Genomic DNA, 26,039 nt, shown 5'->3' on the forward strand with positions numbered 1-26,039 from the left:
AAGGCAGGTTGCTCACGCGTTACTCACCCGTCCGCCGCTCGGATACAATCTTCCAATCCGAAGACCTTCCAACCATATCCTCGCACGACTTGCATGTGTTAAGCACGCCGCCAGCGTTCGTCCTGAGCCAGGATCAAACTCTCCATGATATGTGAAGAGCGCTAGCTCATTCTTACTATTGTTGGTTTGTTACTCTTTCTTTGACGTTCTATCTCTAGAACCTCGCACTACCGAGTTAATCTCGGTATAAGTGATTCGCTCATGTTTGCGCGTCGCCTTTCAGCTCCTTCAAACATGGCTCTCTACTTATCTGGCGTTCATTCGTATGTTGCATTGTTCAGTTTTCAAAGGTCATCTGCCAGCCGCATGATTGAGATGAAGGAAGTTCATCGCTCATCGCGGCGACTCATATATCTTAACAAACTCACAGGAGTTTGTCAAGCACTTTTTTTGAAATACTTTTGATAGGAGGAAGGGAACCTTCACGTCCGCTCAACAGCTTATTTAGTGTATCCCACTCTTCCCCTCTTGTCAAGGGATTTTTTAAAAAAGCCGGCAGGCGAACGCTCTTTCATTCACCTGTCGGCTCTATACACCTGATTCTTATTCTACAGTAACACTCTTAGCCAGATTTCTCGGCTTGTCTACATCATTTCCTCTGACTACGGCTGCATAGTACGCCAGCAGCTGCAAGGGAATAACCGTCATGACGGGCATGACAAAATTATCCGATTGGGGGATTTTGATGATATAGTCCACCGTCTTGGCCACTTCCGTGTCATCATCCTGCACGACGCCTACTACCTGGGCATTGCGGGCCTTGACTTCTTTGATATTGCTTATCATCTTTTCTTCTACATCCCGCTGGGTAGCCAGGGCTATGACGGGGACACCGTCAACAATCAGGGCCAGGGTACCGTGTTTCAGTTCACCACCGGCATAGGCTTCGGCATGGATGTAGGAAATTTCTTTCAGTTTTAAAGCCCCTTCCATGGCCAGGCCATAATCCATAGAGCGGCCGATGAAAAAGACATCTTCTTTATTCTTGAATTTTTCTGCCAGCTGTTTCACATCATCGGCATGGTCAAAGATATACTGGCACTGCTCCGGAACCTTCTGCAGATCCTGAAGAATCTCTGTTTCTTTTTCTGCGCTAAGCTGCCCGTTGAGACGACCCATGTAGAGTGCCAGCAGCAGCAATGCTACGAGCTGTGTCGTATAGGCCTTTGTCGATGCTACAGCGATTTCCGGGCCTGCCCAGGTATAAACAACCTGGTCTGCTTCCCGGGAGATAGACGAGCCGACGACATTGGTAATAGCCAGAGAGCGGGCTCCCCGCCGTTTTGCTTCTTTGAGTGCCGCCAGTGTATCAATCGTTTCCCCGGACTGACTGATGATAATGCACAGCGTCTTGCTATCTGTCAGGGGATCGCGATAGCGGTATTCTGAAGCAATGTCTACTTCGACGGGAATGCGGGCCAGTTTTTCAATGAAATACTTAGCCAGCAGCCCGGCATGATAAGCCGTACCGCAGGCGGTGATCATAATCTTTCCGATAGAGTTGACATCTTCCGGCGACCAGTTGAGTTCGTCGAATTTAACCGATTTGCCATCGTCCGCCACGCGGCAGCTCAGGGTATCACGGATAGCCTTGGGCTGTTCAAAAATTTCTTTGATCATAAAATGCTCAAAGCCGCCTTTTTCAGCAGCTTCAGCATCCCAATTGACCTCAAATACTTTTTTGGAAACAGGCTGCCCGTCCAAATCCGTTACCCAGACGCTGTCTTTTTTGACAATAGCGACTTCGCCATCGTTCATGATATACGTCCGGCGCGTATAGTTGAGAATAGCCGGTATATCCGATGCAATATAATTCTCCCCGTCGCCGAGTCCCACAATAAGCGGATTATCCTTTTTGCAACAGATAATCGTATCGGGCTGATAGGTACTCATGAAGACCAGGGAATAAGAGCCACGGAGCCGTTTCAGGACCCGGCGGACTGTGCTGGCAAAGTCACCATCATACATGTCAGAGCAGAGGTGAGCCACGACTTCTGTATCCGTTTCTGATTTGAACTGATAGCCTTTGGCCAGTAATTCTTCTTTCAACGTCATGTAGTTTTCAATGATGCCATTGTGGACGACTGCAAATTTCCCGTCCATGCTCATATGAGGATGAGAATTGACATCAGAAGGGCCGCCATGGGTAGCCCAGCGGGTATGACCAATGCCGATAGTCCCGATATTGGGGTCCTGTTCGACAACTTTCTTCAGGTTGACCAGCCGGCCCACTTTTTTCTGTACTTTTATTTTTCCATCATGATATACAGCTATGCCAGCAGAATCATAGCCTCTGTACTCTAATTTAGCAAGGCCTTCCAAAAGAAAATCTGCCGCCTGGCGGTCACCAACATAACCAACAATACCACACATAATTTTTTTCCTCCTGTTTTCCGGGGCTGCGCCGTAAAATAGGCGCACTACCCCTGTGCGCTCCCTGCAATGATTTTGTCCACCCTGTTACCAGTGTGATTTTTTCATTACATGACGGCCGGAGCTGCCGAGAGACATCCGCTGAATCTTCGATACTTCTCTACCTCGTCTGCCTGTTCCTCACGCAGGCACTAGCGCTATCCATTTTACGAATGGATTCCTAAACGAATAAAAAGGAATGAAGTAGTATACTCCATTCCCTTATTTTAATATAAGCTATGACTCTGGTCAATACCCGCGCTTATTTCGACGGTCCCATTTCATGTTCTACGACGAGGGCGATATCGTCTACGATGCGCTGCAGCTGGTCCAGATCCGGGCCTTCCGCCATAACGCGGATAAGCGGTTCCGTTCCGGACGGACGCACGAGGATCCGGCCTTCATCACCCAGTTCTTCTTCCCCGGCAGCGATAGCCGCCATGATGAGATTGTTATTTTCCCAGCCCGATTTCGTTTGTACGGTGACATTTTTCAGGATCTGCGGATATTTCGTCATGATTCCTGCCAGTTCAGACAAAGGCTTCTGGCGTGTTTTCATGATAGACAGCAGCTGCACAGCCGTCAACAGGCCATCGCCCGTCGTATTATAATCGAGGAAAATAATATGTCCCGATTGTTCGCCTCCCAGGCAATAGCCATCTTTGCGCATCCGTTCCAGGACATAACGGTCCCCAACGGCAGTGATGACGCTCTGGCACCCCATTTCTTTCAGGGCCTTGTGGAAACCGATATTGCTCATGACCGTACCAACGACCGTATCCTGTTTCAGCCGCCCTTCTTCTTTCAATTTCAGGGCGCAGAGGAGCATAATCTGGTCGCCATCCATTTCCTGTCCTTTTTCATCGACAGCCAGGCAGCGGTCGGCATCGCCGTCATTGGCGATACCGATATCGGCACCGTTCTGCAGGACTGCTTCTTTAAGGCTTTCCAGATGGGTAGAACCGCAGTGGTCGTTGATATTGATGCCATTGGGTTCATGGTGGATAGCGATGACTTCCGCACCGAGCCGGCGGAAGATATCCGGACCGAGCTGGGAAGCCGATCCATTGGCCCCGTCATGGACGATTTTTAGTCCTGTCAGGTCGACATCGGTAGACTGGACGATGAAATCTTCATATTCATCCTGCAGATTCGTCCAGTTAGAAATCGTACCGATAGCTGCGCCGGTCGGACGGCTCTGGATACCGGAACGTTCATCTTTGAGCATGTATTCTTCAATGCGGTCTTCTGTTTCATCGGGCAGTTTATATCCGTACTGGTCAAAGAATTTGATACCATTGTATTCAAACGGATTATGGGAAGCCGAAATCATGACGCCAGCGTCGAGATGATGGACCCGTGTCAGATAGGCAATGGCCGGTGTTGGGATCACACCGACAAGATAGCAGTTTCCCCCTGCCGAGGTAATCCCTGCTGCCAGGATGCTTTCGAGCATCGTTCCGGAAATACGCGTATCCCTGCCGATAAGGAATGTGGGATGTTCTTTTTCCTGCCCCAGTACGTACGCAGCCGCCCGTCCCAGATGATATGCCAGTTCCGGCGTCAATGTATCATTTGCTATACCTCGTACTCCATCAGTTCCAAACAATCTTGCCATTTATTTTCCCTCCAACGGTTGATATATAGTTATAATTGCGATAGCTGTTTCCAGACCATCGAGAAAAGCACTCATAATTCCTCCGGCATATCCGGCTCCTTCGCCGACAGGATAGAGGCCGCTGCTGCCATCAGCCATACGGTCTTCTCCCCGGACAATCCGTACCGGAGCGCTGGTCCGGGTCTCTACGCCCGTCATGACGGCGTTATGATCGTCAAAGCCATGAATACGCCGGCCAAAATATGGCAGGGCCTTTGCCAGCGTATCAGTCACAAAGCCGGGCAGAACGCGGCGCAGATCGGTCCAGACGACGCCGGGCCGGTAAGACGTGACAGACGGCATCTGCCCCGTATCGTCCCGTCCCAGGAACGATCCTACCGTTTGTGCCGGTGCCTTATATGTCCTGCCGCCTGCTTCATAGGCCAGCTTTTCATAGCGACGCTGGAATTCTATTCCCGCCAGTGGCGTCGAACCGCCCACGTCATCGGCCGTCACATTGACGACGAGAGCGCTGTTGGCAATACCACTATCCCGTTTGTACAAGCTCATGCCATTGGTCACGACACCGCCTTCTTCTGACGCGGCCGCTACGACGACGCCGCCGGGACACATACAGAAGGAATAGCAGGACCGGTCGCTTTGTTTATCATGATATACGAGTGCATAATCGGCGGCATCCAGTCCCAGCTCAGCTGCGCTGCAGCCATACTGGGAATGATCAATCAAGTCCTGGGTATGTTCGATGCGTACGCCTACGGCGAAATCTTTCCGTTCCATATGGATTCCCTGCTGGTACAACATGTGGTACGTATCGCGGGCACTGTGCCCGATTCCCATGATGACGACCTCTGCCGGGACCGTCTCCGTGCCATTGATGGTAACTGAAGTAATCTGCCCCGTATCGTCTCTGCCGATATCAGTCACACAGCTGTTGAAATGAATGGTCCCGCCCATGCGTTCGATAGTCTGGCGCATATTCTTTACGACGCGTCGCAGGATATCCGTACCTACGTGAGGATTATAGGCATACTGGATATCTTCCGGTGCCCCGGCCTGGACAAACATCTGGAGTATCCTGGGCAGCAACGGGTGATTGACCCGCGTCGTCAATTTTCCGTCTGAAAAAGTGCCGGCTCCGCCTTCACCGAACTGTACATTCGACTCGGGACGGAAGGGACCGCCGTCCCAGAACTCTTCTACATGGCGTGTCCGCGTATCGATATCGCAGCCTCGTTCATAGACTACAGGCCGGTATCCATGACGGGCCAATTCCAGGGCTGCCGCCAGACCAGACGGACCGGTACCGACGACGACCGGCCGGTGGGCCAGTTTCCGGTTTCCAGGATGAATCGGCGGTTCAGGCCTGATCTCTAGTTTTCGAACGTCTTTGGCGTCGTGGCAATGTTTCCATACCCGCGCTTCGTCAGCCAGGGTGACATCGACCGTAAACACAAAGTAGATGTGCGGTTTCCGGCGGGCATCTATGGAACGCCGTACGATGACCAGACGCTGTATGTCTTCCTTACGGCAGCGTAATTTCTTCGCTGCCAGGACCGGGAGCGGCTTTTCCATCGGAACGGCGGTCCGTATATTTAGTACTCTGAGCAAAATGATTCTCTCCTTTAATCGTCCTTGCCGACTTCAACGGTGACTTTAATCGTATCCGGCGCAAAGACGGCCCCATCAATGGATGGCGCAGACATTTCAAAGTCTTTCGTTTCACTGATACCGCTGACATTGACTGCTGCCAGATTGATGCCTGACACGGTACCGACGACATCAGACCGTCCGCGTATTTCTACACTTTCCGGAATGGGACTGATACGCTTTACGGTATACCCGTCAGCCGGGTCCCCCGTCGTCGTCACATAGACCGGGACCCGTTTGGTTACGGCATCGGTCAGCAGTTTCACATTGACCTTGCTCTGCCACGGCGTCATTTCCAGCCCATCTACAGGAGATCCATCGGCATGGACCAGATGAATCGGTGCCATGACCGAGAAGTCCTGGTTTTTATCACCGACCGGAATATCGATGATGGCCCGGTCTACCTGCTGAATAAGGCGGCGGGCTCCACTGACGACGACTGTATCGGGCACCATGCGCAGACTGCTGATAGCTACATTATCGGGTAGCTTGCCGTTGAGATGAGGCGTCAGTTTGAATTCCTGTACGGCATAGACATCAATATAAATTTTTGCTGAATTCTGTGCCTGTTTCTTCAGTTCCGTCCCATTGGGAATCTGTACGTGTATCGGAACTTCCATTTCACCTTCCTGGGCGTTGGAGAGGTCGATATAGGCCTTGATATCCGATGCACCAACGTTAATAATCGTATTGCGCGGACCGGAAAGGCGGACGTAGACTGTCTTGGGGACATTGGCCGCAATATACTGGGAATTGAGATTTTCTACGGTGACCGGTACGGTATAGCTGCCTTCGCTCGTCGGATTTTGTTCATTGATGATGACAAACCAGAGGACAATGGCCAGAATGAGACAGATGATGCGCAGCTGCCATTTTTGATTGAGCTTGATCATTATTTCATCGGCCTCCATTTCAATATGTTGGCCAGCCCCTGAGGCTGCCGTTTGAGGAATGTCATAAGAACGTTGCGCAGTGCCGTGCCGTCGAGATGACGGTAAATGTGGCCGCCGTATGTGTAAGAAATCGATCCCGTTTCTTCACTGACTACTACGACGACAGCATCGGCCAGTTCACTGATACCGATAGCGGCCCGGTGGCGCGTCCCCAATTCCGTCGAAAGGGAACGGTCACTGGTAAGCGGCAGCAGACACCCCGCCGCCATGATGCGGTCATCGCGGATGATAACCGCTCCGTCGTGGAGCGGCGTATTGGGAATAAAAATATTTCCCAGCAGTTCCCGCGACACTTTACCGTCAATCTGAATGCCCGTGTCAATATAATCATTGAGGCCGACATCCCGTTCAAAGACGATGAGTGCCCCCGTATGAGTTTTGGACATGGATTCCGTAACAGCTACGATTTCATCGAGCAGCCGCTCCAGTGCTTCCATATCGACGACCTGGCTGGAACGGATGAGGCGGCCGCGGCCGATTTGCTCCAGGGCACGGCGCAATTCCGGCTGGAATACGACAGGCAAGGCAAACATGATGACCATCATGCCCTGTTGAAGCATCCAGTTGATGACGTGAAGATTGAGAAAGCGGCTGCTGCTGATTACCGTAACGGCACCGAGGACGATGAGGCCTTTGATAAGGGCCACAGCCCGCGTATTACGGATTAGGATCAGCATTTTATATAAAAAGAAAGCGACGAGCAGAATATCTACAACATCGAGCAAGCGGAAACTGCTGATGAATCCCTGAATTGGTAAATACATAGTACACTCCCTGATATAATATCTGAAGACAGTACGTACATGAGACATTTCATGCAGTATTTTTATTGTACAATATTTCAGGGGCGCTGAAAAGAGCTTCTTCCCTGACCTGAAGCAAATAAAAACTGGCACTGAAGATAATCGTACTTCAGCACCAGTCTCCATATCAATATGGTCATTCCGCTTTTGCTTTGTCTTCGTCCGGGGCAGCAGCCGCTTTGGCAGCTTCTTCGGCGTTCTTTATGGCCTTTTCCTGATTCGCCAGGTCTTCAAAATTATACGATTTCAATTGTTTGGCCAGATTACGCTGAATACCGGCAAATGCCGCGTAAATGGAACACATGCCGCTGCATCCTTTGGAACACGATCCCACGTCATGAAGGCAACGCTGTAATTCCGTCTGTCCTTCTACGGCTTCAATGATATCAAAAAGGGTAATATCTTTCGGTGCGCGCTGGAGGGCAAATCCTCCTTCTACGCCCCGGTATGATTTCATGATATTGGCAGCCGTCAGACTGCGCATGATTTTTAACAAGAAGCGTTCCGGTATATTCTGTTTTTCTGCCAGGGCAGCTCCCGTTATTTTTGTTCCTTCCGGCAAAGATGCCAGGTACAATACCATACGAAACGCGTAATCTGTTGCCTGATTCAATCTCATAGCAAAATTCCTCCTTGCTGATGGGACTATGACTAACCAGCCCCATCATTATCCTTGCTTATTATTATACAATAATTCACTAAATTCGTATAGTTTTTTTGACACAATATTCCCTATTTTTTTGACATAATACAAAAAAAGCTGTGCAAATACGCAAGCGTATTGCACAGCCATAATACCGTATTTAGTTATAACAGACTCAGCCCCAGGTAGATAACAGCCGAAATACAGGCACTGATGGGAATCGTAATGACCCAAGCCAGAAGCATGCTGCGGGCTACCCCCCAATGAACGGCACGGACCCGTTCAGCCGAACCGATGCCCATGATAGAACCGGATACGACGTGAGTCGTACTGACCGGCAGGTGCAGGAAAGTCGCCGTAAAGATGACAATCGACGAATTCAAATCTGCAGCAAAGCCATTGATGGATTCCATCTTGAAGATTTTCGTTCCCATCGTAGAAATGATGCGCCAGCCGCCGGCCGATGTCCCCAGCGCCATCGATGTGGCACAGGCGATTTTTACCCATATGGGAATTTCCATAGTTTCAATGTAACCGCCGGACAGTAACGCCAGGGCGATAATGCCCATAGCTTTCTGCGCATCGTTCGAACCGTGGGAAAAAGCCATGAGGCTTGCCGACACGAGCTGCATTTTGCGGAACTGCCGGTTCAGGGTAATAGGAGAAAAATTACGGAAAATCCATAATAGCCCGATCATAACAAAGTACCCCGTTGCAAGTGCCACGATTGGCGATAGAATCAGGGACATGATGATTTTGCTAATCCCCGTTATATCCAGGGCAGCCGGTCCGACGCTGATGGAGACGGCACCGATAACGCCCCCGACAAGAGAATGGGAGGAACTGCTGGGGATACGGTAATACCAAGTTGTTATATTCCAGATAATCGAACCGATCAGAGCGGCTACAATGACTTCCAGACTGATCTGGGATGGGTTGAGGACCAGATCACCGCCAATGGTCTTTGCGACACCGGTACTGATCATGGCGCCGGCAAAATTCAGTGTAGCCGCCATGATAATAGCATGACGGGGCGTGATTGCCCGTGTCGATACACTGGTGGCAATGGCATTGGCCGTGTCATGAAACCCATTGACATAATCAAAAAGAACGGCAAGCAATACGACTGCCCAGATTAACCAATGCTCAGGCATACTTCAATACAACCCTCCTGAACGTGACAACCAAATCTTCACAGTCATCTGTCACGTCTTCGACAGACTGCAGTATTTCTTTCCATTTGATAATTTCGATGGGATCTTTGCATTCGGCAAACAGCTTTGCCATTTCTTCGTGATAGAGGTCATCACAATCCTGTTCCAGTTTCAGCACCTTTTTACTGCGTGCTTCTACTTTGAGATAGTTCTTTTTCAAATCCTTCATATATCCGATAGATTTGCGGATTTCCTTCATCGCTTTGGCCGTAATGACCGTCATCTGTTTAGTTCCTTCCGTAGCCTCGCCGACCTTGTACATCCACATTTTATCCATGATGTCATTAATGCTGTCTACAGTCGCATCCAGCTGGTCTATTAGCTGCTGGATATCTTCCCGGTCCATGGGGGTAATAAACGTTTTTTGCAGCCGTTTCATCGTTTCGACTACCAGTTCATTTGCCTTTGTCTTCAGATCAAAAATCTGATGCATGGCGTCTTCTGTAGGGATTTCCCGATTCATGGCCTGACGCAGCAGATCAGCTGCTTCATAGCTGATACGGGCATGTTCGTCGAGCAAGGTGAAAAACTTCTCTTCTTTCGGCTTTAAATGGAATGCCATAGTCGTCCAATCTCCTCATTTTTACAAGTACATACCGGCCGTAGAATTTACAAAAACATGACGCATTTATCGTCAAAATTTTACAATGGCCTACTTTGCATTATATCATATGCGCTTTTTTTATTCTACATAATCGTTTTACTTTTCATAATTTCTGATGCATTATTTTAAACCAGTATTTCTTATCTTTATTATTTACAAAAAAGAAAAGTCTCCAATCGCCTAAAAAGAAAAGGGGAAATGGAGACTTTAATATGATATATAAAATTTACAATATCATTTACTGATATCCTATGGATTATTTGATGACAGCCTTATGGATGATTTCCAGGAAATCACCGGCTTTCAGGCTGGCACCGCCGACCAGTCCGCCATCAATGTCGGGGCAGGCTGTCAGTTCTGCTGCATTTTTGCCTTTAACGCTGCCGCCGTACAAAATGGATACATCCTGTGCAGCTGTGTCATCATAGAGAGCTGCCAGCTTTTTGCGGATAATGTCGCATACTTCTTCTGCCTGAGCAGCCGTCGCCGTTTTGCCCGTCCCGATAGCCCAGATAGGTTCGTAGGCGATGACCACTTTCGTTATATCAGCTGCCGCAATATCTTTCAGGGCGTTTTCGATCTGACCTTCTATCCAGGACTGCATAATACCGCCTTCACGCTGGGCTAGCGTTTCCCCACAGCAGAGAATCGGCGTGAGTCCATGGGCTAGTGCAGATTTAACTTTCAGATTGACCGTTTCATCCGTTTCATTGTTGTATTCCCGCCGTTCCGAATGGCCGATGATGACATGGCTGACGCCGATATCTTTTAACATAGCCGGCGATACTTCGCCTGTGTAAGCGCCGTTGTCCAGCCAATGCATATTCTGGGCAGCGACATGTACAGCCGTTCCTTTTGTCAGTTCTACAGCCATCGGCAAATAGGGAAATACGGGGGCGATGACAATATCTGTCTGTTCCGCACCAGTAAGTCCCTGTACGAGAGCCGTGATGGTTTCCCGCGTTTCTTTTCCGGTGTGATTCATCTTCCAGTTACCTGCAATAATTGTTTTTCTCATCTCGAAAACTCCTTTGCGACTGATATAAGTAGATTTATTTATCACTCAGCGATTCTATACCGGGCAGCTTCTTGCCTTCCAGATATTCCAGGGAAGCGCCGCCGCCAGTAGAGATATGGCTGATCTGATTAGCAAGGCCTGTTTTATTTACAGCCGAAACGGAGTCACCGCCGCCGACAATGGAAACCGCCTGGGAATGAGCTACTGCACGGGCAACAGCTTCTGTGCCCTTTGCGAAGTTTTCCATTTCAAAGACTCCCATCGGACCGTTCCAGACGATGAGTTTCATCGGTTCCAGTTCACGGGCAAACAGTTCCTGTGACTTTGTACCGATATCGAGGATCATCCAGTCTTCCGGCACGGCATCAGCCGGTACGACTTTATGAGCCGCATCGTTAGAGAACGTTTCCGCTACATTCACATCGACGGGCAGCAGCAGTTTCTTTCCTTCGTCTGCTGCCTGGGCGATAAGTTTCTTCGCCAAATCGATTTTATCGGCTTCTACCAGAGACTTTCCAATACCATACCCCTGGGCTGCCAGGAAGGTGTTGGCCATGCCGCCGCCAATAATCATGACATCGACTTTGGGCAGCAGATTGGAAATGACTTCAATCTTATCGGAAACTTTGGCACCACCAATGATTGCTGCGAAGGGGTGTGCCGGATGATCGACGGCACCACCGATAAAGCGGATTTCTTTTTCCAGAAGGAAACCGGCTGCCATAGGAAGAAAAGCGGCAATACCGGCTACGGATGCATGAGCGCGGTGGCAGCATCCAAAGGCGTCGTTGATGCCTACATCGGCCAGAGAAGCCAGCTTGCGGGAGAATTCCGGATCATTCTTTTCCTCTTCCCCGTGGAAGCGCAGGTTTTCCAGGAGCAGGACCTGGCCCGGCTGCAGTGCCCCGGCCATAGTTTCCGTTTCGGCTCCGATGCAGTCCGGTGCCATCTGCACGGGAATCCCCAGCAGTTCCGACAGGCGGGCTGCCACCGGTTTTAAGGAATATTTTGCAACGGCCTTTCCCTTTGGCCGGCCCAGATGGCTGGCCAGGATGACCGCAGCCTGATGGTCGAGGAGATAGCGGATTGTCGGCAATGTTTTCTGGATCCGTGTATCGTCGGTGATAACGCCATTTTCATCAAGTGGCACGTTGAAATCAGCGCGGACAAATACTTTTTTCTTATCTACATCTACATCAGTAATTATTTTTTTCATAGTAGTCTCTCCTCTCGTCAGTCGAGACCCTGGGATGTGAGGTATTTCACCAGTTCGACGACGCGGCGGGCATATCCCCATTCATTATCATACCAGGAGACAATTTTCACCATGCCTCCGTCCATGACCATATTCAGGGGGATATCGATGGTCGTCGTATTTTCATTGCCGCGGTAATCAACCGAAACGAGTTCATCTTCGTTAGTATCGATGATGCCTCTGTATTTCCAAGCAGCGGCTTTTTTGAAGGTGCTGTTCAAATCTTCCAGGGTAACGTTTTTATCTTCTAATTCCAGGACAATATCCACAATGGAGACATCCGGTGTCGGTACGCGGACTGCCCGGCAGCTCAGTTTGCCTTCGAATTCCGGCAGGACTTTGGTAATGGCTTCGGCAGCCCCGGTCGTCGTCGGAATGATCGACATGCCCGCTGCCCGGGCGCGGCGGAAATCTTTATGGGATACGTCGAGTATTTTCTGGTCCGTCGTGTAGGAATGGATGGATGTGGTCATACCGCGTCTGACACCATACGTATCATTCATCAGTTTCAGGATAGCAGCCAGACCGCAGGTTGTCATAGAAGCGCCGGAAATGACGTGGTGCTTCTTGGGATTGTATTTATCTTCATTGACGCCAAGGACAATCGTAATGTCATCGATGGTGGATGGTGCCGTAATGATGACTTTTTTTACGCTGCCTCCCAGGGGAAGACGACTCTGGGAACTCGCCGTGCGGCGGCCGGCATATTTGCCCGATGATTCGATGATAATCTGGGCACCGAGAGCATCCCAATCGACATCTTTCACATCTTTCTGCTGAAACAGCGGATAGGCTTTCCCATCAACGATGATGTGGCCCGTATCATAGGTCACGTTATTTTTCAATGTGCCATAGATGCTGTCATATTTCAGAAGATGGGCCATCTGTTTCGGAGAACCGATATCATTGATGCCGACGATTTCGATTTCATCCTGATAGCGCTGGGCAATCTTAAAAAAACTTCTGCCAATACGCCCAAATCCATTAATACCTACTTTTACCATGCTATACACCCTTTCCTCATTATCATATCATCTTCAGGATTTGTTCTGCGGCTCCTTCATCTGTAACGAGGATTCCTGTACGGCAGGCACGCATCACCGCAAGGATAGCTTCAGCCTTGCTAGTTCCGCCTGCGACAGCTATAACATGTGGATGTTTTTTTATGTCTTTTAAAGAAATACCGGCATTGCTCGTCACGTGGACGACATGACCATCGAGACTGCAATAGCAGCCCAGGGACTCGCCACAGGCCATGAGCTCCTTCAACGCATGCGTTTCTACCGTTGTCAAGCCGCGCCGTTTTGCCATCGTATCGGCCCGGCCTATGCCGAACAGGACAATCTGGGCCTTTTGTGCCAGAGCTACATTTTCCCTCGCCTGTTCATCCGCATCAAGCATGAGGTGCAAAGCCGACTGGCTCAGCCCGTCCGGTATATGGACCATCCGGTACGTACCATGCGTCTTGACCGCTACGTTGGCGGCAATATAATTGGCCTGGAATTCGACGTGATTGCCAATGCCGCCCCGGGCCGGCACAATGACCGGTCCCGCCGTGCTTTCTGGCAGGCAGCGTGCTACTTCGGCCATGGTCGAACCGCCACTGATTGCGACGATTGCCCCCCGCGTGAGCAGGTCATTCAGGAGCAGGGCTGCCTGACGCCCCATTTCTTCACAGGCCGCTTTATCGGTATCACAATCGCCCGGTACGATATATACTTCTTTCAACTGCAGGTGCTGACAGAGCCGGCGCTGCATATCATCGACATTATTCAGGCGCAGGAAACATTCCAGTAAATCCGGCATGAGTCTGCGTCCTTCCGGCTCAAGGGCAATCCCCATGGTCGTAAAACGCACGAGGCCACTTCGCCGCAGCACATCCACATGTGCCCGTACTACTCGTTCAGATAATCCCGACAAGGCGGCCAGAGACCGGCGCCCGACGGGTTCCGCATCAGAAATATGACGGAGCAGCAAATATCTTTCTTTGATGGTCCCCATTACATCGGGGGCTATTTTGCGAAAGACATTGAGAGTCTTTTCTTTCATCTTTTCCTCCCTTTTGCTGCCTGTCATGATAGTCTTTAAATACCTTTCGTTGCCATATAGGCCGCCAGGTCATTGACGCGGAGAGAATATCCCCATTCATTATCATACCAGGCAACAACTTTAATCATGTCGCCTTCGACAATCTGTGTATCTAGCGAATCGACAATGGAGCTATGGGGATCGCTGATATAATCGGAAGAAACGGTAGCGTCTTCTGAATAGGCCAGTATGCCTTTCAGCGGGCCTTCCGCCCATTTTTTCAGGGCACCGTTCACTTCTTCTACGGTTACTTTTTTCTGCAGGATAGCTACGAGGTCGGTCATCGAAACGTTCGGTGTCGGGACGCGCAGAGCCATACCGGTAAACTTGCCTTTCAATTCAGGCAGGACCAGGGCAACGGCCTTGGCTGCACCGGTAGAAGTCGGAATAATAGACTGGGTAGCGCAGCGGGCACGGCGCATATCTTTATGTACGCCATCGACGAGAAGCTGATCGTTCGTATAGGCATGAACCGTCGTCATCATACCACGGACGATACCGAATTCGCGGGACAGCACTTTGGCTACAGGAGCCAGGCAGTTTGTCGTACACGAACCGTTCGAAATAATACGGTGTTTTTCCGGATCGTACGTTTCTTCATTGACACCCATGACGATGGTCGTATCAGGATTTTTGCCCGGCGCCGTAATGATGACGCGTTTGGCACCGCCTGCCAGATGTTTGGATGCCGATTCGCGGTCTTTGAATTTACCTGTCGATTCGACTACTACATCTACACCCAGTTTTTTCCAGGGAATATCAGCCGGATCCGTATGATTGGTCACGGGAATGCGGCGCCCGTCAATAATCAGTTCACTCGTTCCTTCATCGTATGATACATCGTGGTTCCACGTACCATGCACGGTATCGAATTTTAATAAATCCGCCATGATAGGACCAACGGAACGGTTATTGATAGCCGCGATTTCGATTTCCGGCTGCAGCAGGGACGTGCGGAGTGTGCACCGGCCAATTCTGCCAAAGCCACTGATACCTATTTTTACTGTCATTATGCTTCCTCCTTACACATAATCCAGGTAGCTATGCCTGACCGTCGGATATTCGGACAGACTACACCTCTTTTAAGTTCTACAGCTATAGTGTATACTACAATCCATAATTTGTAAATTATTTTTTCCTGTTATGGTTGTGTGAGGAGGAAGCAGTGCACTATATAGGCACTATATAAGTAAGTTTTTCGTATTTAGAATATTATTTTATCCATTTTATATATACTATTTTATGTTTTATGAGCTATTTTATGAATGAAGCAGATTGTTACCAGTCATTTCCGGTGGCACCGGCAGTCCGGCAAGATGGAGCAGCGTCGGCGCGACGTCGGCCAGTTTGCCATCATTCAGAACATCATGCTGATGGCAGCGGCTGACTAAAATGCAGGGAACTTTATTTGTCGTATGTGCCGTATAGGGCGAACCGGTCACAGGATCTGCCATCTGTTCGGCATTGCCATGATCGGCAATGATCAGTACTTCGCCACCAGCCTGCTGCAGTACTTCTACAATACGGCCGACACAGGTATCGACTGTTTCAACGGCTTTGATGGCCGCCGGAATGACACCCGTATGTCCTACCATATCGGCATTGGCAAAGTTCAGCATGATCATGTCATATGTCCCCGACTGGATTTGTTCGATGACCTTATCCGTCACGACAGGGGCACTCATTTCTGGCTTCAGATCATACGTAGCAACTTTAGGAGATGGAACGAGGATCCGGTCTTCACCGGCGTTCGGCGTTTCATTGCCTCCGTTGAAGAAATAGGTCACATGAGCATATTTTTCCGTTTCAGCGATGCGCAACTGTTTCTTCCCTGCTTTGGCCAGCACTTCGCCCAGTGTATTGACGATGGTTTCCTTATCGTAGGCAATGTGAACAGGCAGGCCGTCTTCATAACGGGTCATAGTCGTAAAGTAGATATCCCGTTTTTCTGGCCGGTCAAACCCCTTGAAATCAGGAGCTACAAAGGCTTCTGTCAGCTGCCGTGCCCGGTCGGGACGGAAATTAAAGAATATGACACTGTCTCCATCGGCAACGGGCTGATGGCAGAGGACGGACGGCACGACGAATTCATCGGAAACATCCGCTGCATAAGAATCGCGCAGGCAGGACCGGACATCGGCTGCTTCGACACCTTCGCCGAAGGCAATGGCCCTGTACGCTTTTTCAATGCGGTCCCACCGTTTATCCCGGTCCATAGCATAATAACGGCCGCTGATTGTCGCGATGGTTCCCGTGCCAAGACGGTGGCATTCGTCTTCCAGTTCCTGGAGAAACGGGCCGGCACTGCGGGGAAGGACATCGCGGCCATCCAGGAAAGCATGGATAAAAACCTTTTTCAGACCGTATTGGCGGGCCATTTCCAGCAGGCCGAAGAGGTGTTTTTCACTGCTATGTACGCCTCCGGGCGACACGAGGCCCATGAGGTGAAGAGCTGAATGACGATCCCGGGCATTTTCCATGGCTCCCACCAGTGCTTCTTTTTTGAAGAAAGCACCCGTTTTAATATCGTTTGTAATTTTCGTCAGTGCCTGATAGACGACCCGGCCGGCTCCGATATTGAGATGTCCCACTTCGGAATTTCCAATCTGGCCTGCCGGAAGTCCTACGGCTTCGCCAGACGCTTCCAGGTGAGAATGGGGATAGTCATGCCACAAGCGCGGCAGCACCTTTAAATCAGCCATGGCCACGGCGTTATCTTTTTTTTCATCACGGCATCCGAACCCGTCCATGATGATCAGCATTACTGTGTGTTTTTGTGTCATACAGAATATCTCCTTACTATAAATTAAAAAGGGCAGGGAATGAATCCCTGCCCTCATTATAATATGTACTTCGCTGCCTTTCCAGCCGTGGCAGGCATCTATCCGGTATGATTGTCTCAGTGTTTGCTGTTATAGGCATTCATGATCTGAATCAGATCCAGTACTTTATTAGAATAACCAATTTCGTTATCGTACCAGGAAACGAGTTTGACAAATTTGTCTGTCAGAGCAATGCCGGCCTGAGCATCAAAAATGGAAGTGAGCGGGCAGCCGAGGAAGTCCGACGATACAAGCGGTTCATCGGTATAACCGAGGATACCTTTGAGTTCGCCTTCTGCTGCTTTCTTAACGGTAGCGCAGATTTCGTCATACGTTGCCGGTTTCTTCAGGTTGACCGTAAGGTCTACGACAGAAACGTCCAGAGTCGGTACACGCATGGACATGCCGGTCAGTTTGCCATCCAGTTCGGGAATGACCTTGCCAACAGCTTTGGCAGCACCCGTCGTGGAAGGGATGATATTCCCTGTTGCAGCACGGCCGCCGCGCCAGTCTTTGGCAGACGGTCCATCGACCGGTTCCTGTGTAGCTGTGACGGAATGAACAGTCGTCATCAGGCCCGATTCGATGCCGTAGGCATCATTGATGACTTTGGCCAGCGGTGCCAGGCAGTTCGTCGTGCAGGAAGCATTGGAAACGATTTTCTGGCCGGCGTACTGATCCGTATTGACACCACAGACGAACATATCTGCCTGTTTGCCATCTTTGCCTTTTTTGGAAGGAGCTGAAAGGACGACGTATTTGGCACCGGCCTGTAAATGCTTTTCTGCCAGTTCCGGAGTCAGGAACCGTCCCGTCGATTCGACGACATATTCGGCACCGACTTCGTCCCATTTCAGATTAGCCGGGTCTTTTTCCTGGGTAACGCGGATATGCTTGCCATTGACAATGAGTTCATTCTTTTCTACATCCGCTTCTACTTTGCCATGAAAGCGGCCATGCATGGTATCGTATTTCAAAAGATATGCCATGTAATCTACATCACAGAGATCATTAATTGCTACAATATTGATGTCATCCCGCTTCATGGAAGCACGAAAAACCAGACGTCCGATACGGCCAAACCCGTTAATGCCAACATTAATCATGAGAATACACTCCTTTTTTAAACTATAGGCACATCGCTAATGGATGTTTGTAACTTCTTTGTTCTTACAATGTCATTATGCCACATCGGGAACAATAATGCAATGCCATGGTCGTTTTATGTCCCACTTTTACGGTAAAAAAACAGACCTGCTACTGCAAGCCTGCTTTTGCTGCCATCATCCCAGCATATTCTTTGATGGCCAGACATGAGTCGAAAAGGACGATGGACTGGGGAATAAAGGAAAATAACGATAGGCGGTATGTATCTGTCGTGCGGTAATCACAGGGATAAGGGGTAACATTCATGCCTTCACGGGTGAAAAATCCGATGGCCCGCGCCATATGGAAGCCACTGGTCACGACGATAGGATGATGCCAGCCATGAGCATCACATAGCTCTCTGGCGAACCGGGCGTTTTCTGCCGTGTTGCGGCTTTTTTCATCACTGATGATGTCCTTCTCCTCTACTTCCAGAGACAGCAGCATCCGTTTTTCAATAGCAGCTTCGTTGGCATCACCGGCAAACACGACGCCACCGGAAAGGAGAATGGGAATGTGCAGCGCCTTCTGGATGCGCACGGCTGTCAGAAACCGATGGGACGCTGCAAGGCCCAGCTGGCCCGTTCCGTCAAAATCAGGCACGCCAGCCAGGGAACCTCCTCCCAACAGGATAATGACATCCCCGTCGAGCTGATCCAGGGGCGGCTGTTCATACCGTGTTTCCAGAGGATGAACAAACAGATGGCTGACGGGCTGGATGGAAAGACCATAAAAACAGAGCACGGTTACGAGCAGAGCCCAGCGGCCGGCAGCACGCTTGCGGAACATATATATAAGAATGGCAAATAAGGTAAGAAATACGCCGCCTAAAGGCAGAATCCACATATACAGCCATTTAATCACATACAACATGACCTATTCTTCCCTTCCCTTTTTTGTTACATCCAGAAGGATGACGCCGCCTTTACGCTTATAGCCGCTGTTCCACAACTCTTCCAGGGAAAACCAGCGGAAGCTTCCATAAGTTACGAGTTTGACCAGGAACGTATCTTCGTACTGGACGTACCCCGCCAGCCAGAACCAGTGCCAGACATAGGCGGCCAGATCCGGATTGGCATGTTTTAAATTGAGATAGGGGACAGGAAGATTATGATCTATTTCCCATTTTACAGCGCTTTCCAGCTCTTTCAGCGGGCAGTCACTGTACAAACCATGCATGGTGATACGTTGTTCACCGACGGACCGCAGATAGTTGCTGTATCCCTGTATCCACAATTCCAGCGTATCGATACCATTCTGTCGCGGACGCAAGAATGGTTTCATAATCTGTGAAAAATTAATATAATCCTGAGCCGTCAGATGATGAATGTCATACGGATACAAACGACTGAACCCCTGATTGAGGTCCAGATAAATACTGACATCACAGGCCGTCACGGCCCCGCAGCCACCAATATTCATCCAGTGGTCAGTGAAGAGTTCCTGATTATATCCATAGTAATTGCCAACTTTAAACAGTGGTAATTCTTTCATTGCTATCATCCCTGTCCTAAAAGAGTACCAAAATGGTCTTTTTTATTATAACACATTTCTCCGTACGACGGCATCCCTATTATCGGAAATGAAAAAAGGTGCTGCCGCACAATACGTGTGCAACAGCACTTCTTTATCTGGTGGAGATGAGGAGAGTCGAACTCCTGTCCGTAAATGCCGCCCCATGAACTTCTCCGAGCGCAGACCTTGTTAGTTATCTCGAGCAGTTGTCGTACAAGGACAAACTAGACTGACTCCAGCCTGTGAGTTTCCCGTTCCAGCCACCAGGCAGAGCTGAAAGGTATCCCGCTAAGTGACGTCCCATCCCTGCCCGCAGGATTAGCAGAAAGGGACGTTAGCTGCGCTTAGGCAGCTAAAGCAAAGTTTTCTTCTTTAGCGTTTAATTTAACGTTTTCACCGATTTACGGGCAGATGACACCCCGGCTCGCTATTCATGATACAACCATCCACGTCGAAACCTTTACATCCCCGTAAAGGTATACACATTACTGTGTACATTATAGTATATCATAGGAAAAACAATTTACAAGTCTCAAATACCATATTTTTTTTGCAGAACGAGGCCACTTACCAATACATTACATTCACTTTTTTAGCCGTGTACTGTTGTTCCAGCATGGCGACATGAGACAAAAAGGCTGGATCATCGAAATATTTTGCTTCATGAGGACAATGCCGGATACATCGCTGGCATTTGATGCATGTGCCCGTGATGACAGATGGATTCTCCCGTGATATAGCTCCCATAGGACAGTTTCTGGCACAGATTCCGCATTGAACACACCGGTCTTCCCGGGTTTTTGGACGGGCTTTAAGAAATTTCGCCGGTTTTCCATCAATTCCCTTTGGAATATAGTACGGGGCTGCTGCATCGCCATCTACAGATACCACGTCTGGCATATCCATCCTGTCCCGGATTTTTTCGGCCGTCCTGTCAGCCAACTGCCGGACATCAGCCAGATCCCGTTCATCGGGTCGTCCGGGAGCCAGCCGGTCTGAAAAGGCATGGGTCGCAACAAAAGCCCCAGCAGATATAGGACAAAAATTATTCTTCTGCAACAGGTTACACAACTCCGCCAGGGAATTGTCAAAAGACCGGTTGCCAAAGGTCACGAGCGCCACGGCCCGCGTCCCCTGCCCGTGAAAGTTTTCTGTATAAGCTGGCAGTATTTTATTGGGCAGCTTTCCCGCATAGGTCGGACCTGCTGCGATGACCAGATCATGAGGGCCAAAGGTATATGCTGTTTTCCGTTCTTCCGGTAAATCGAGAGAGATTTCATGAAGTGGTACGGAAAGCAATTCTGCCAGACGGGCGGCACAGTACCGGGCTACCTGCCTGGTCTTGCCCGTCGGGCTGAAAGATATGGTATAAATCTGTTGAATCAGCATCATTTTTTCCTCCTTTATCGAAATTTCACAGGTTTGCTGCTGATGAAATCCATCGGCATTCACTCTTCTATTTTTTTCGTGCCATGAAGTGTCCGTATGGTTCCTCTATCAAGAGAATACCCATCAGACGTCAGGTCCAGATTGGGCATTACAGTAGATACTCCGTCAATGCCCATGAGGCTGGTCATGACATCGTACAGCAAATCATTCGTCCAATAAGCATCCCGATGATTCCGCAGCGTATCAACTATTTTCGGATATTCCTGGATAAATGTATCACTGAAAATCATGACAAAGGGAATGTGACTCATAGCATAGGTGAATTTTGTCGCTTCGTGAAAATACCCCAGATCCACTTCTTCTCCATGGTCAGAAACATATACGAGTCCCTTAAACCGGGGCTCCGCCTTAATCCGGTCATAGATTTTCTGCAAGACATAATCCGTATAACCCACGGCATTGTCATACTGATCGATACGTTCATTTTCTCCATGAAAAACATTCCACTTCGTCGGATACCTGTCCCCATATGACCCATGACAGCCCATGAGATGAATGACAATCAGGGCATTGGAAGAGTCCTCCAGATTTGGGATCGTATCGGCCAGTACCTCATCAAAATAGTTCGTCCGGCAATCTTCCGTCCCGTTCCGCTCATTGAGCCACACCTGATAATCAGCCGTGCTGGCAATTTCGGCAACTGGTGTATCCCAGGCACCGTAATCTCTCTGATTGCTCAGCCAAACCGTATCATACCCGGCTGCTTTGGCTACTTCCATAAGAGAACAGGCATCTTCCAGGGAAATATTATTATACTGGTTTTTCTCACTCAGGGCATAGGTCAGGACAGGTACAGTAAGGCTATGATTCGAGTAGGCATGAGTAAACAGTATGGTATTCGTTTTTTCAGTCTGTTGTAATAACCAGGGCGTATCCGGCCGGTCATATCCATAGGCCTGCATGTGGTCCCGGTTTTCCGATTCACCAATGACCAGCACGAATATGCCGCCTGACGATGAAATCCTCAGATTCTGCAGCGATTGCAATCTTTCCTGCCGCACTGCTTTTGCCTGTCCATATTTCTGATATTCCTGCAACACATTTTCCGTTTCATCCATAATCCGCACGGGCAGATAACTGGATGACTGCTCCATAACGCAGAAGCCTGCCGCCAGTGTAACCAGGACCAGCAATAGTTGTCCCCAGAGTGGATACCGGCTCTGCTTTCTGCCAGCATCGTGCAGTATATACATCATGGCAGAAACTACCGACAGCAGCATCGTACCCGTCACACACCATAGGAATATATTCTGGTCTTTTAAATAAGACATAGCTTCGCTGCCGTTGGTCTGAAACAAAGTAAGGACAATCGCCGACGACAACACATGTCCACTGACTACGTAGTATCCCCAGAATAAGAGTGGTATGAGCAGAAAAACAGCACCTAGCAAATATACCGTACCCAGGCAGAAACGCCGCAAGTGGGAAAACCGCACCTGCCCGGCCATGATTCGCAAAGAAAAAATAGTGAGAAATGCTGCAGTTCCCATGACAAAAGCATGAGCAATCTCTTCATGCAGGATTCGCTGACCAGACAATAGTGGAATAAAAGCGGCTGACAATACAATCCCATTATAGAGTATCATCGTCTGTACCCATTTTTTATCATACTGCCATGCTGTCAGATTTCCTGCCACGAGGAGGGCACAGATAGCAGCACTGTCATAAAACCGGTACGGTGATAAATCCGGAACCATCCACTGGCAGACACCATAACACAACAAATATACGACGGCACTGGCTATCCCCTTTATGATTTCATTACAGCGGCCATATCTATGAAAACGAAAAACCATGAATCACATCTCTCCAGTCATGCGAAATCTATGAAAGAAACCGCATTTATATATCTCATTATATCATACTCCAGGAGTGCGATACAGCCTGTTAGTACGGGAGTTCATAATGCATACATTTATTTGTCCAAAAGCAGATATTTCCCAGAAAAAAGGACTGTCCGAAAAATACAGACAATCCTTTTGAAAATTCCTGATATGCTATTCTTCTATACGTTTTTTCCCATGCAATGTCCGGATTGTATCTTTTGTCATATCGTATGAACTTACACGTCTATGTGACATGTGTTGCGCAGGTATTGCCGGACTTCTCCCTGTATGTAGAGGGAGCCCACTATGCAGAGTACCTGTCCTTCCTGCACGGCAGCAAAGGCCTTATCCAATCCGTGGACAATGCTGTCCGCCCAGTCGGCCCGGCATGGCAGGATTTTTGCCATTTCTTCCGGATCAGACGTACGCGGTGTCGGTGCTGGTGCGCAGACGACATAATCATCGTCATGGAACAGTTCATGCACCATCTGGGTATAATCTTTATCGGCAAGGACCGAAAAGAGAAATACCCGCTTTCTGTCCCCAAATACATCACTGTAAGTCTGACAGAACGTATCGATACCGGCCGGGTTATGAGCTCCATCGATAACAACGTCTGTTTCTCCGGCCCGCAGGACCTGGAACCGCCCGGGCCATTTCACATGGTGAAGGCCCTGTTCAATAGCCGTACGGGTCAGTCTCTTTTCGTGACGGGCCAGGAGCAGCAGCGTCATGGCGGCCGCTCCGCAATTCACACGCTGGTGTTTCCCTAACAGAGGCAGTGTCGTCGTGATGGCAAAGCCATAGGGTTCCCGTACTGTCACCATCTGCCCGGCTGCCGGATCTTCCGGACCGGCATTGCCAATGACATCGAAACTATGCTTATAGGCATAGAGCCGGCTGTGTTTGTGATAGGCCGTACGGGCAATGACCGAAAGGGCCGGTTCTTCCGCCGTCGTGACGACAGGGACGCCCTCTTTTATAATGCCCGCTTTCTGTGTGGCAATCTCTTCTATCGTATTGCCACAGTATTTCATGTGGTCCATGGCCACATTGGTGATGACCGAGACTTCCGGTATGATGACATTGGTCGAATCGAGAAGGCCGCCGAGCCCGACCTCGATGACGGCATATTCGACACCGGCTTTGGCAAAATGCCAGAAAGCGGCGGCCGTAATCATTTCAAACTCCGTCGGACGTTCCATCCCTTCTGCTGCCATGGCTTCGACTTTCTCCCGGACGACAGCGACAGCAGTGGCAAAGTCAGCACGGGAAATATCATCGCCGTTAATATGTATCCGTTCGGTGTATTCTTCCAGATGGGGCGACGTGTACCGGCCAGTCCGGAAACCAGCTTCACAAAGAGCACTGGCTATCATGGCCGTGACAGACCCTTTGCCATTGGTTCCAGTAACATGAATCGTCTTATATTTTTTCTGGGGATTGCCCAGTCGGTTCAGGAGTTCCTGAATCCGGCCCAGGCCCAATTGTACACCAAACACGCTGGCATGCTGGATATAATCAATTGCTTCTTCGTAGGTCATGAGCGCCTCTTATAATTTAGCCAGATCTTCCATACGTTTGGTAAGGGAGGCCATCTTGTCCGTATAATCAGCCAGTTTGGCTTTTTCTTTTTCTACGACAGCAGCCGGTGCTTTGCCGAGGAATCCCGGATTAGACAGTTTTTTCGAAAGGCGGTCGATTTCCTTCTGGAGTTTGTCCTGTTCTTTCTTGACACGGGCCGTTTCTTTTTCTACATCGATAAGGTCTTTCAGCTGCAGATAGACTTCAATACCCGGTACGACGGTTACAACGGCATTTTCCGGTTTGGCCGCATCAGGAGCCAGCAATGTCACCTTATCGGCAAAGGCCAGTGTATGGAAATACGATTCATACTTGCGCAGTGTCTGAGCCATGCCTTCATCGGACGGTACCATGATGACCGGAGCTTTTTTGCCCATCGGCACGTTGGATTCGGCACGCATATTGCGGATGCCCTTGATGGCTTCCATAATGACGTTCATAATGGCGGCATCGGCAGTAAATTCCAGGTCGGCTCTGGGCTGTGGCCACGGTGCCACGATGATGCTTTCCCCATCGTGGGGCAGATGCTGCCAGAGATGTTCTGTCACGAAAGGCATGAACGGATGGAGCATTTCCAGTGTGTGCGTCAGGACATAGACCAGTACGTACTGTACAGTCTGCTTGCTGCGCTGGTCATCCGATTTATACAGGCGCTGTTTAGCCAGTTCAATATACCAGTCACAATAGGAATTCCAGATGAAATCATACACTTCGTCAGCGGCGTCGCCGAGTTCGAATTTATCGAGATTAGCCGTAACCTGGCTGACCGTATCGTTGAAAGAGGTGAGAATCCAGCGGTCAGCTAAGGTAAGATCATCAGCAGACGGCTTGAAACCGGGGTCATAATCTTTCAGATTCATGATGACGAATTTGGATGCATTCCAGATTTTATTGGCAAAATTCCGGTTGGCTTCGACCCGTTCCATATAAAAGCGCATATCATTACCCGGCGTATTGCCCGTTACCAGAGTAAAACGCAGTGCATCCGCGCCATACTGTTCGCAGACGCCCAGAGGATCGATACCGTTTCCCAGTGATTTGCTCATCTTGCGGCCCTGGCTGTCCCGGACGAGGCCATGGATGAAGACGTCGTGGAAGGGGATTTCTTTCATGAATTCGCAGGTCATGAACATCATGCGGGCTACCCAGAAGAAAATGATGTCATAGCCCGTAACCATGACGCTCGTTGGGAAAAATTGTTGGATATCTTCCGTTTTTTCCGGCCAGCCCATTGTCGAGAACGGCCAGAGGGCCGAACTGAACCACGTATCGAGGACATCGGGGTCCCGATGGATATGTTTGCTGTGGCAATGCTGGCATTCGGTGATATCTTCACGGCTGACGGAAATTTCACCGCAGTCATCGCAGTACCAGGCCGGAAT

21 protein-coding genes, 1 rRNA gene and 1 other RNA gene are annotated in these 26,039 nt (G+C 49.5%); all 23 read right to left on the reverse strand.

Annotated features, from left to right (window positions below):
• A 16S ribosomal RNA gene (locus tag B2U90_RS02765) occupies window positions 1-149 on the reverse strand; the annotation flags it as partial.
• A gap of 454 nt (window positions 150-603) precedes the next feature.
• Window positions 604-2,433 (reverse strand): glutamine--fructose-6-phosphate transaminase (isomerizing), encoded by a 1,830-nt coding sequence (gene glmS / locus B2U90_RS02770; protein ID WP_292017048.1) that lies wholly within the window; start codon window positions 2,431-2,433, stop codon window positions 604-606.
• Window positions 2,434-2,734: 301 nt separating this feature from the next.
• Entirely contained in the window at window positions 2,735-4,090 is a 1,356-nt protein-coding gene (gene glmM, locus B2U90_RS02775) for a phosphoglucosamine mutase (RefSeq protein WP_113855084.1), read from the reverse strand.
• Window positions 4,091-5,698 (reverse strand): NAD(P)/FAD-dependent oxidoreductase, encoded by a 1,608-nt coding sequence (locus B2U90_RS02780; RefSeq protein WP_200817496.1) that lies wholly within the window; start codon window positions 5,696-5,698, stop codon window positions 4,091-4,093.
• Between the two features lie 14 nt (window positions 5,699-5,712).
• Window positions 5,713-6,630: a CdaR family protein gene (locus tag B2U90_RS02785; protein WP_292017049.1), complete on the reverse strand. Its 918-nt coding sequence runs from the start codon at window positions 6,628-6,630 to the stop codon at window positions 5,713-5,715.
• A complete protein-coding gene (cdaA, locus tag B2U90_RS02790) occupies window positions 6,630-7,454 on the reverse strand; it encodes a diadenylate cyclase CdaA (protein ID WP_059075594.1) in 825 nt (274 codons plus the stop codon). Before cdaA ends, B2U90_RS02785 begins: the two co-directional genes overlap by 1 nt.
• A gap of 175 nt (window positions 7,455-7,629) precedes the next feature.
• Window positions 7,630-8,112: an RrF2 family transcriptional regulator gene (locus tag B2U90_RS02795; RefSeq protein ID WP_059075593.1), complete on the reverse strand. Its 483-nt coding sequence runs from the start codon at window positions 8,110-8,112 to the stop codon at window positions 7,630-7,632.
• Window positions 8,113-8,300: 188 nt separating this feature from the next.
• Complete coding sequence (locus B2U90_RS02800) at window positions 8,301-9,290, reverse strand: inorganic phosphate transporter (RefSeq protein WP_059075592.1); 990 nt, start codon at window positions 9,288-9,290, stop codon at window positions 8,301-8,303.
• Window positions 9,283-9,912, reverse strand: a complete 630-nt coding sequence (locus tag B2U90_RS02805) for a DUF47 domain-containing protein (protein WP_059075591.1) — start codon at window positions 9,910-9,912, stop codon at window positions 9,283-9,285. Before B2U90_RS02805 ends, B2U90_RS02800 begins: the two co-directional genes overlap by 8 nt.
• Window positions 9,913-10,210: 298 nt before the next feature.
• Window positions 10,211-10,972 (reverse strand): triose-phosphate isomerase, encoded by a 762-nt coding sequence (gene tpiA / locus B2U90_RS02810; protein WP_292017050.1) that lies wholly within the window; start codon window positions 10,970-10,972, stop codon window positions 10,211-10,213.
• A 34-nt stretch (window positions 10,973-11,006) separates the two neighbouring features.
• Window positions 11,007-12,188, reverse strand: a complete 1,182-nt coding sequence (locus B2U90_RS02815) for a phosphoglycerate kinase (RefSeq protein ID WP_059075589.1) — start codon at window positions 12,186-12,188, stop codon at window positions 11,007-11,009.
• A gap of 17 nt (window positions 12,189-12,205) precedes the next feature.
• Complete coding sequence (locus B2U90_RS02820) at window positions 12,206-13,231, reverse strand: type I glyceraldehyde-3-phosphate dehydrogenase (protein WP_059075588.1); 1,026 nt, start codon at window positions 13,229-13,231, stop codon at window positions 12,206-12,208.
• 22 nt (window positions 13,232-13,253) lie between these two features.
• A complete protein-coding gene (locus B2U90_RS02825; protein WP_059075587.1) occupies window positions 13,254-14,276 on the reverse strand; it encodes a sugar-binding transcriptional regulator in 1,023 nt (340 codons plus the stop codon).
• Window positions 14,277-14,311: 35 nt separating this feature from the next.
• Window positions 14,312-15,325 (reverse strand): type I glyceraldehyde-3-phosphate dehydrogenase, encoded by a 1,014-nt coding sequence (gene gap, locus B2U90_RS02830; RefSeq protein ID WP_059075586.1) that lies wholly within the window; start codon window positions 15,323-15,325, stop codon window positions 14,312-14,314.
• 249 nt (window positions 15,326-15,574) lie between these two features.
• Complete coding sequence (gene gpmI / locus B2U90_RS02835) at window positions 15,575-17,098, reverse strand: 2,3-bisphosphoglycerate-independent phosphoglycerate mutase (protein WP_113855086.1); 1,524 nt, start codon at window positions 17,096-17,098, stop codon at window positions 15,575-15,577.
• A 116-nt stretch (window positions 17,099-17,214) separates the two neighbouring features.
• On the reverse strand, window positions 17,215-18,243 hold the full coding sequence (gap, locus tag B2U90_RS02840; protein ID WP_059075584.1) for a type I glyceraldehyde-3-phosphate dehydrogenase: 1,029 nt from the start codon (window positions 18,241-18,243) through the stop codon (window positions 17,215-17,217).
• 151 nt (window positions 18,244-18,394) lie between these two features.
• Window positions 18,395-19,156: a YdcF family protein gene (locus tag B2U90_RS02845; protein ID WP_170087689.1), complete on the reverse strand. Its 762-nt coding sequence runs from the start codon at window positions 19,154-19,156 to the stop codon at window positions 18,395-18,397.
• A 3-nt stretch (window positions 19,157-19,159) separates the two neighbouring features.
• A complete protein-coding gene (locus B2U90_RS02850) occupies window positions 19,160-19,777 on the reverse strand; it encodes a hypothetical protein (RefSeq protein ID WP_059075582.1) in 618 nt (205 codons plus the stop codon).
• A 138-nt stretch (window positions 19,778-19,915) separates the two neighbouring features.
• Window positions 19,916-20,268, reverse strand: a transfer-messenger RNA (tmRNA) gene (gene ssrA, locus B2U90_RS02855).
• Window positions 20,269-20,365: 97 nt separating this feature from the next.
• The gene (locus tag B2U90_RS02860; RefSeq protein ID WP_292017051.1) at window positions 20,366-21,190 is read right to left on the reverse strand and encodes a 4Fe-4S binding protein; all 825 of its coding nucleotides are present in this window, start codon (window positions 21,188-21,190) and stop codon (window positions 20,366-20,368) included.
• Window positions 21,191-21,246: 56 nt separating this feature from the next.
• Window positions 21,247-23,043, reverse strand: a complete 1,797-nt coding sequence (locus B2U90_RS02865; RefSeq protein WP_292017052.1) for a phosphoethanolamine transferase — start codon at window positions 23,041-23,043, stop codon at window positions 21,247-21,249.
• 266 nt (window positions 23,044-23,309) lie between these two features.
• Window positions 23,310-24,617, reverse strand: coding sequence for a bifunctional folylpolyglutamate synthase/dihydrofolate synthase (locus B2U90_RS02870; RefSeq protein WP_292017053.1), 1,308 nt, complete (start codon window positions 24,615-24,617; stop codon window positions 23,310-23,312).
• 9 nt (window positions 24,618-24,626) lie between these two features.
• A partial coding sequence (locus B2U90_RS02875; protein WP_292017054.1) for a class I tRNA ligase family protein occupies window positions 24,627-26,039 on the reverse strand: 1,413 nt, incomplete at its 5' end.

The sequence above is a fragment of the Megasphaera sp. UBA4233 genome (assembly GCF_002395615.1).
In the GTDB taxonomy this organism is placed as follows: domain Bacteria; phylum Bacillota; class Negativicutes; order Veillonellales; family Megasphaeraceae; genus Megasphaera; species Megasphaera hexanoica.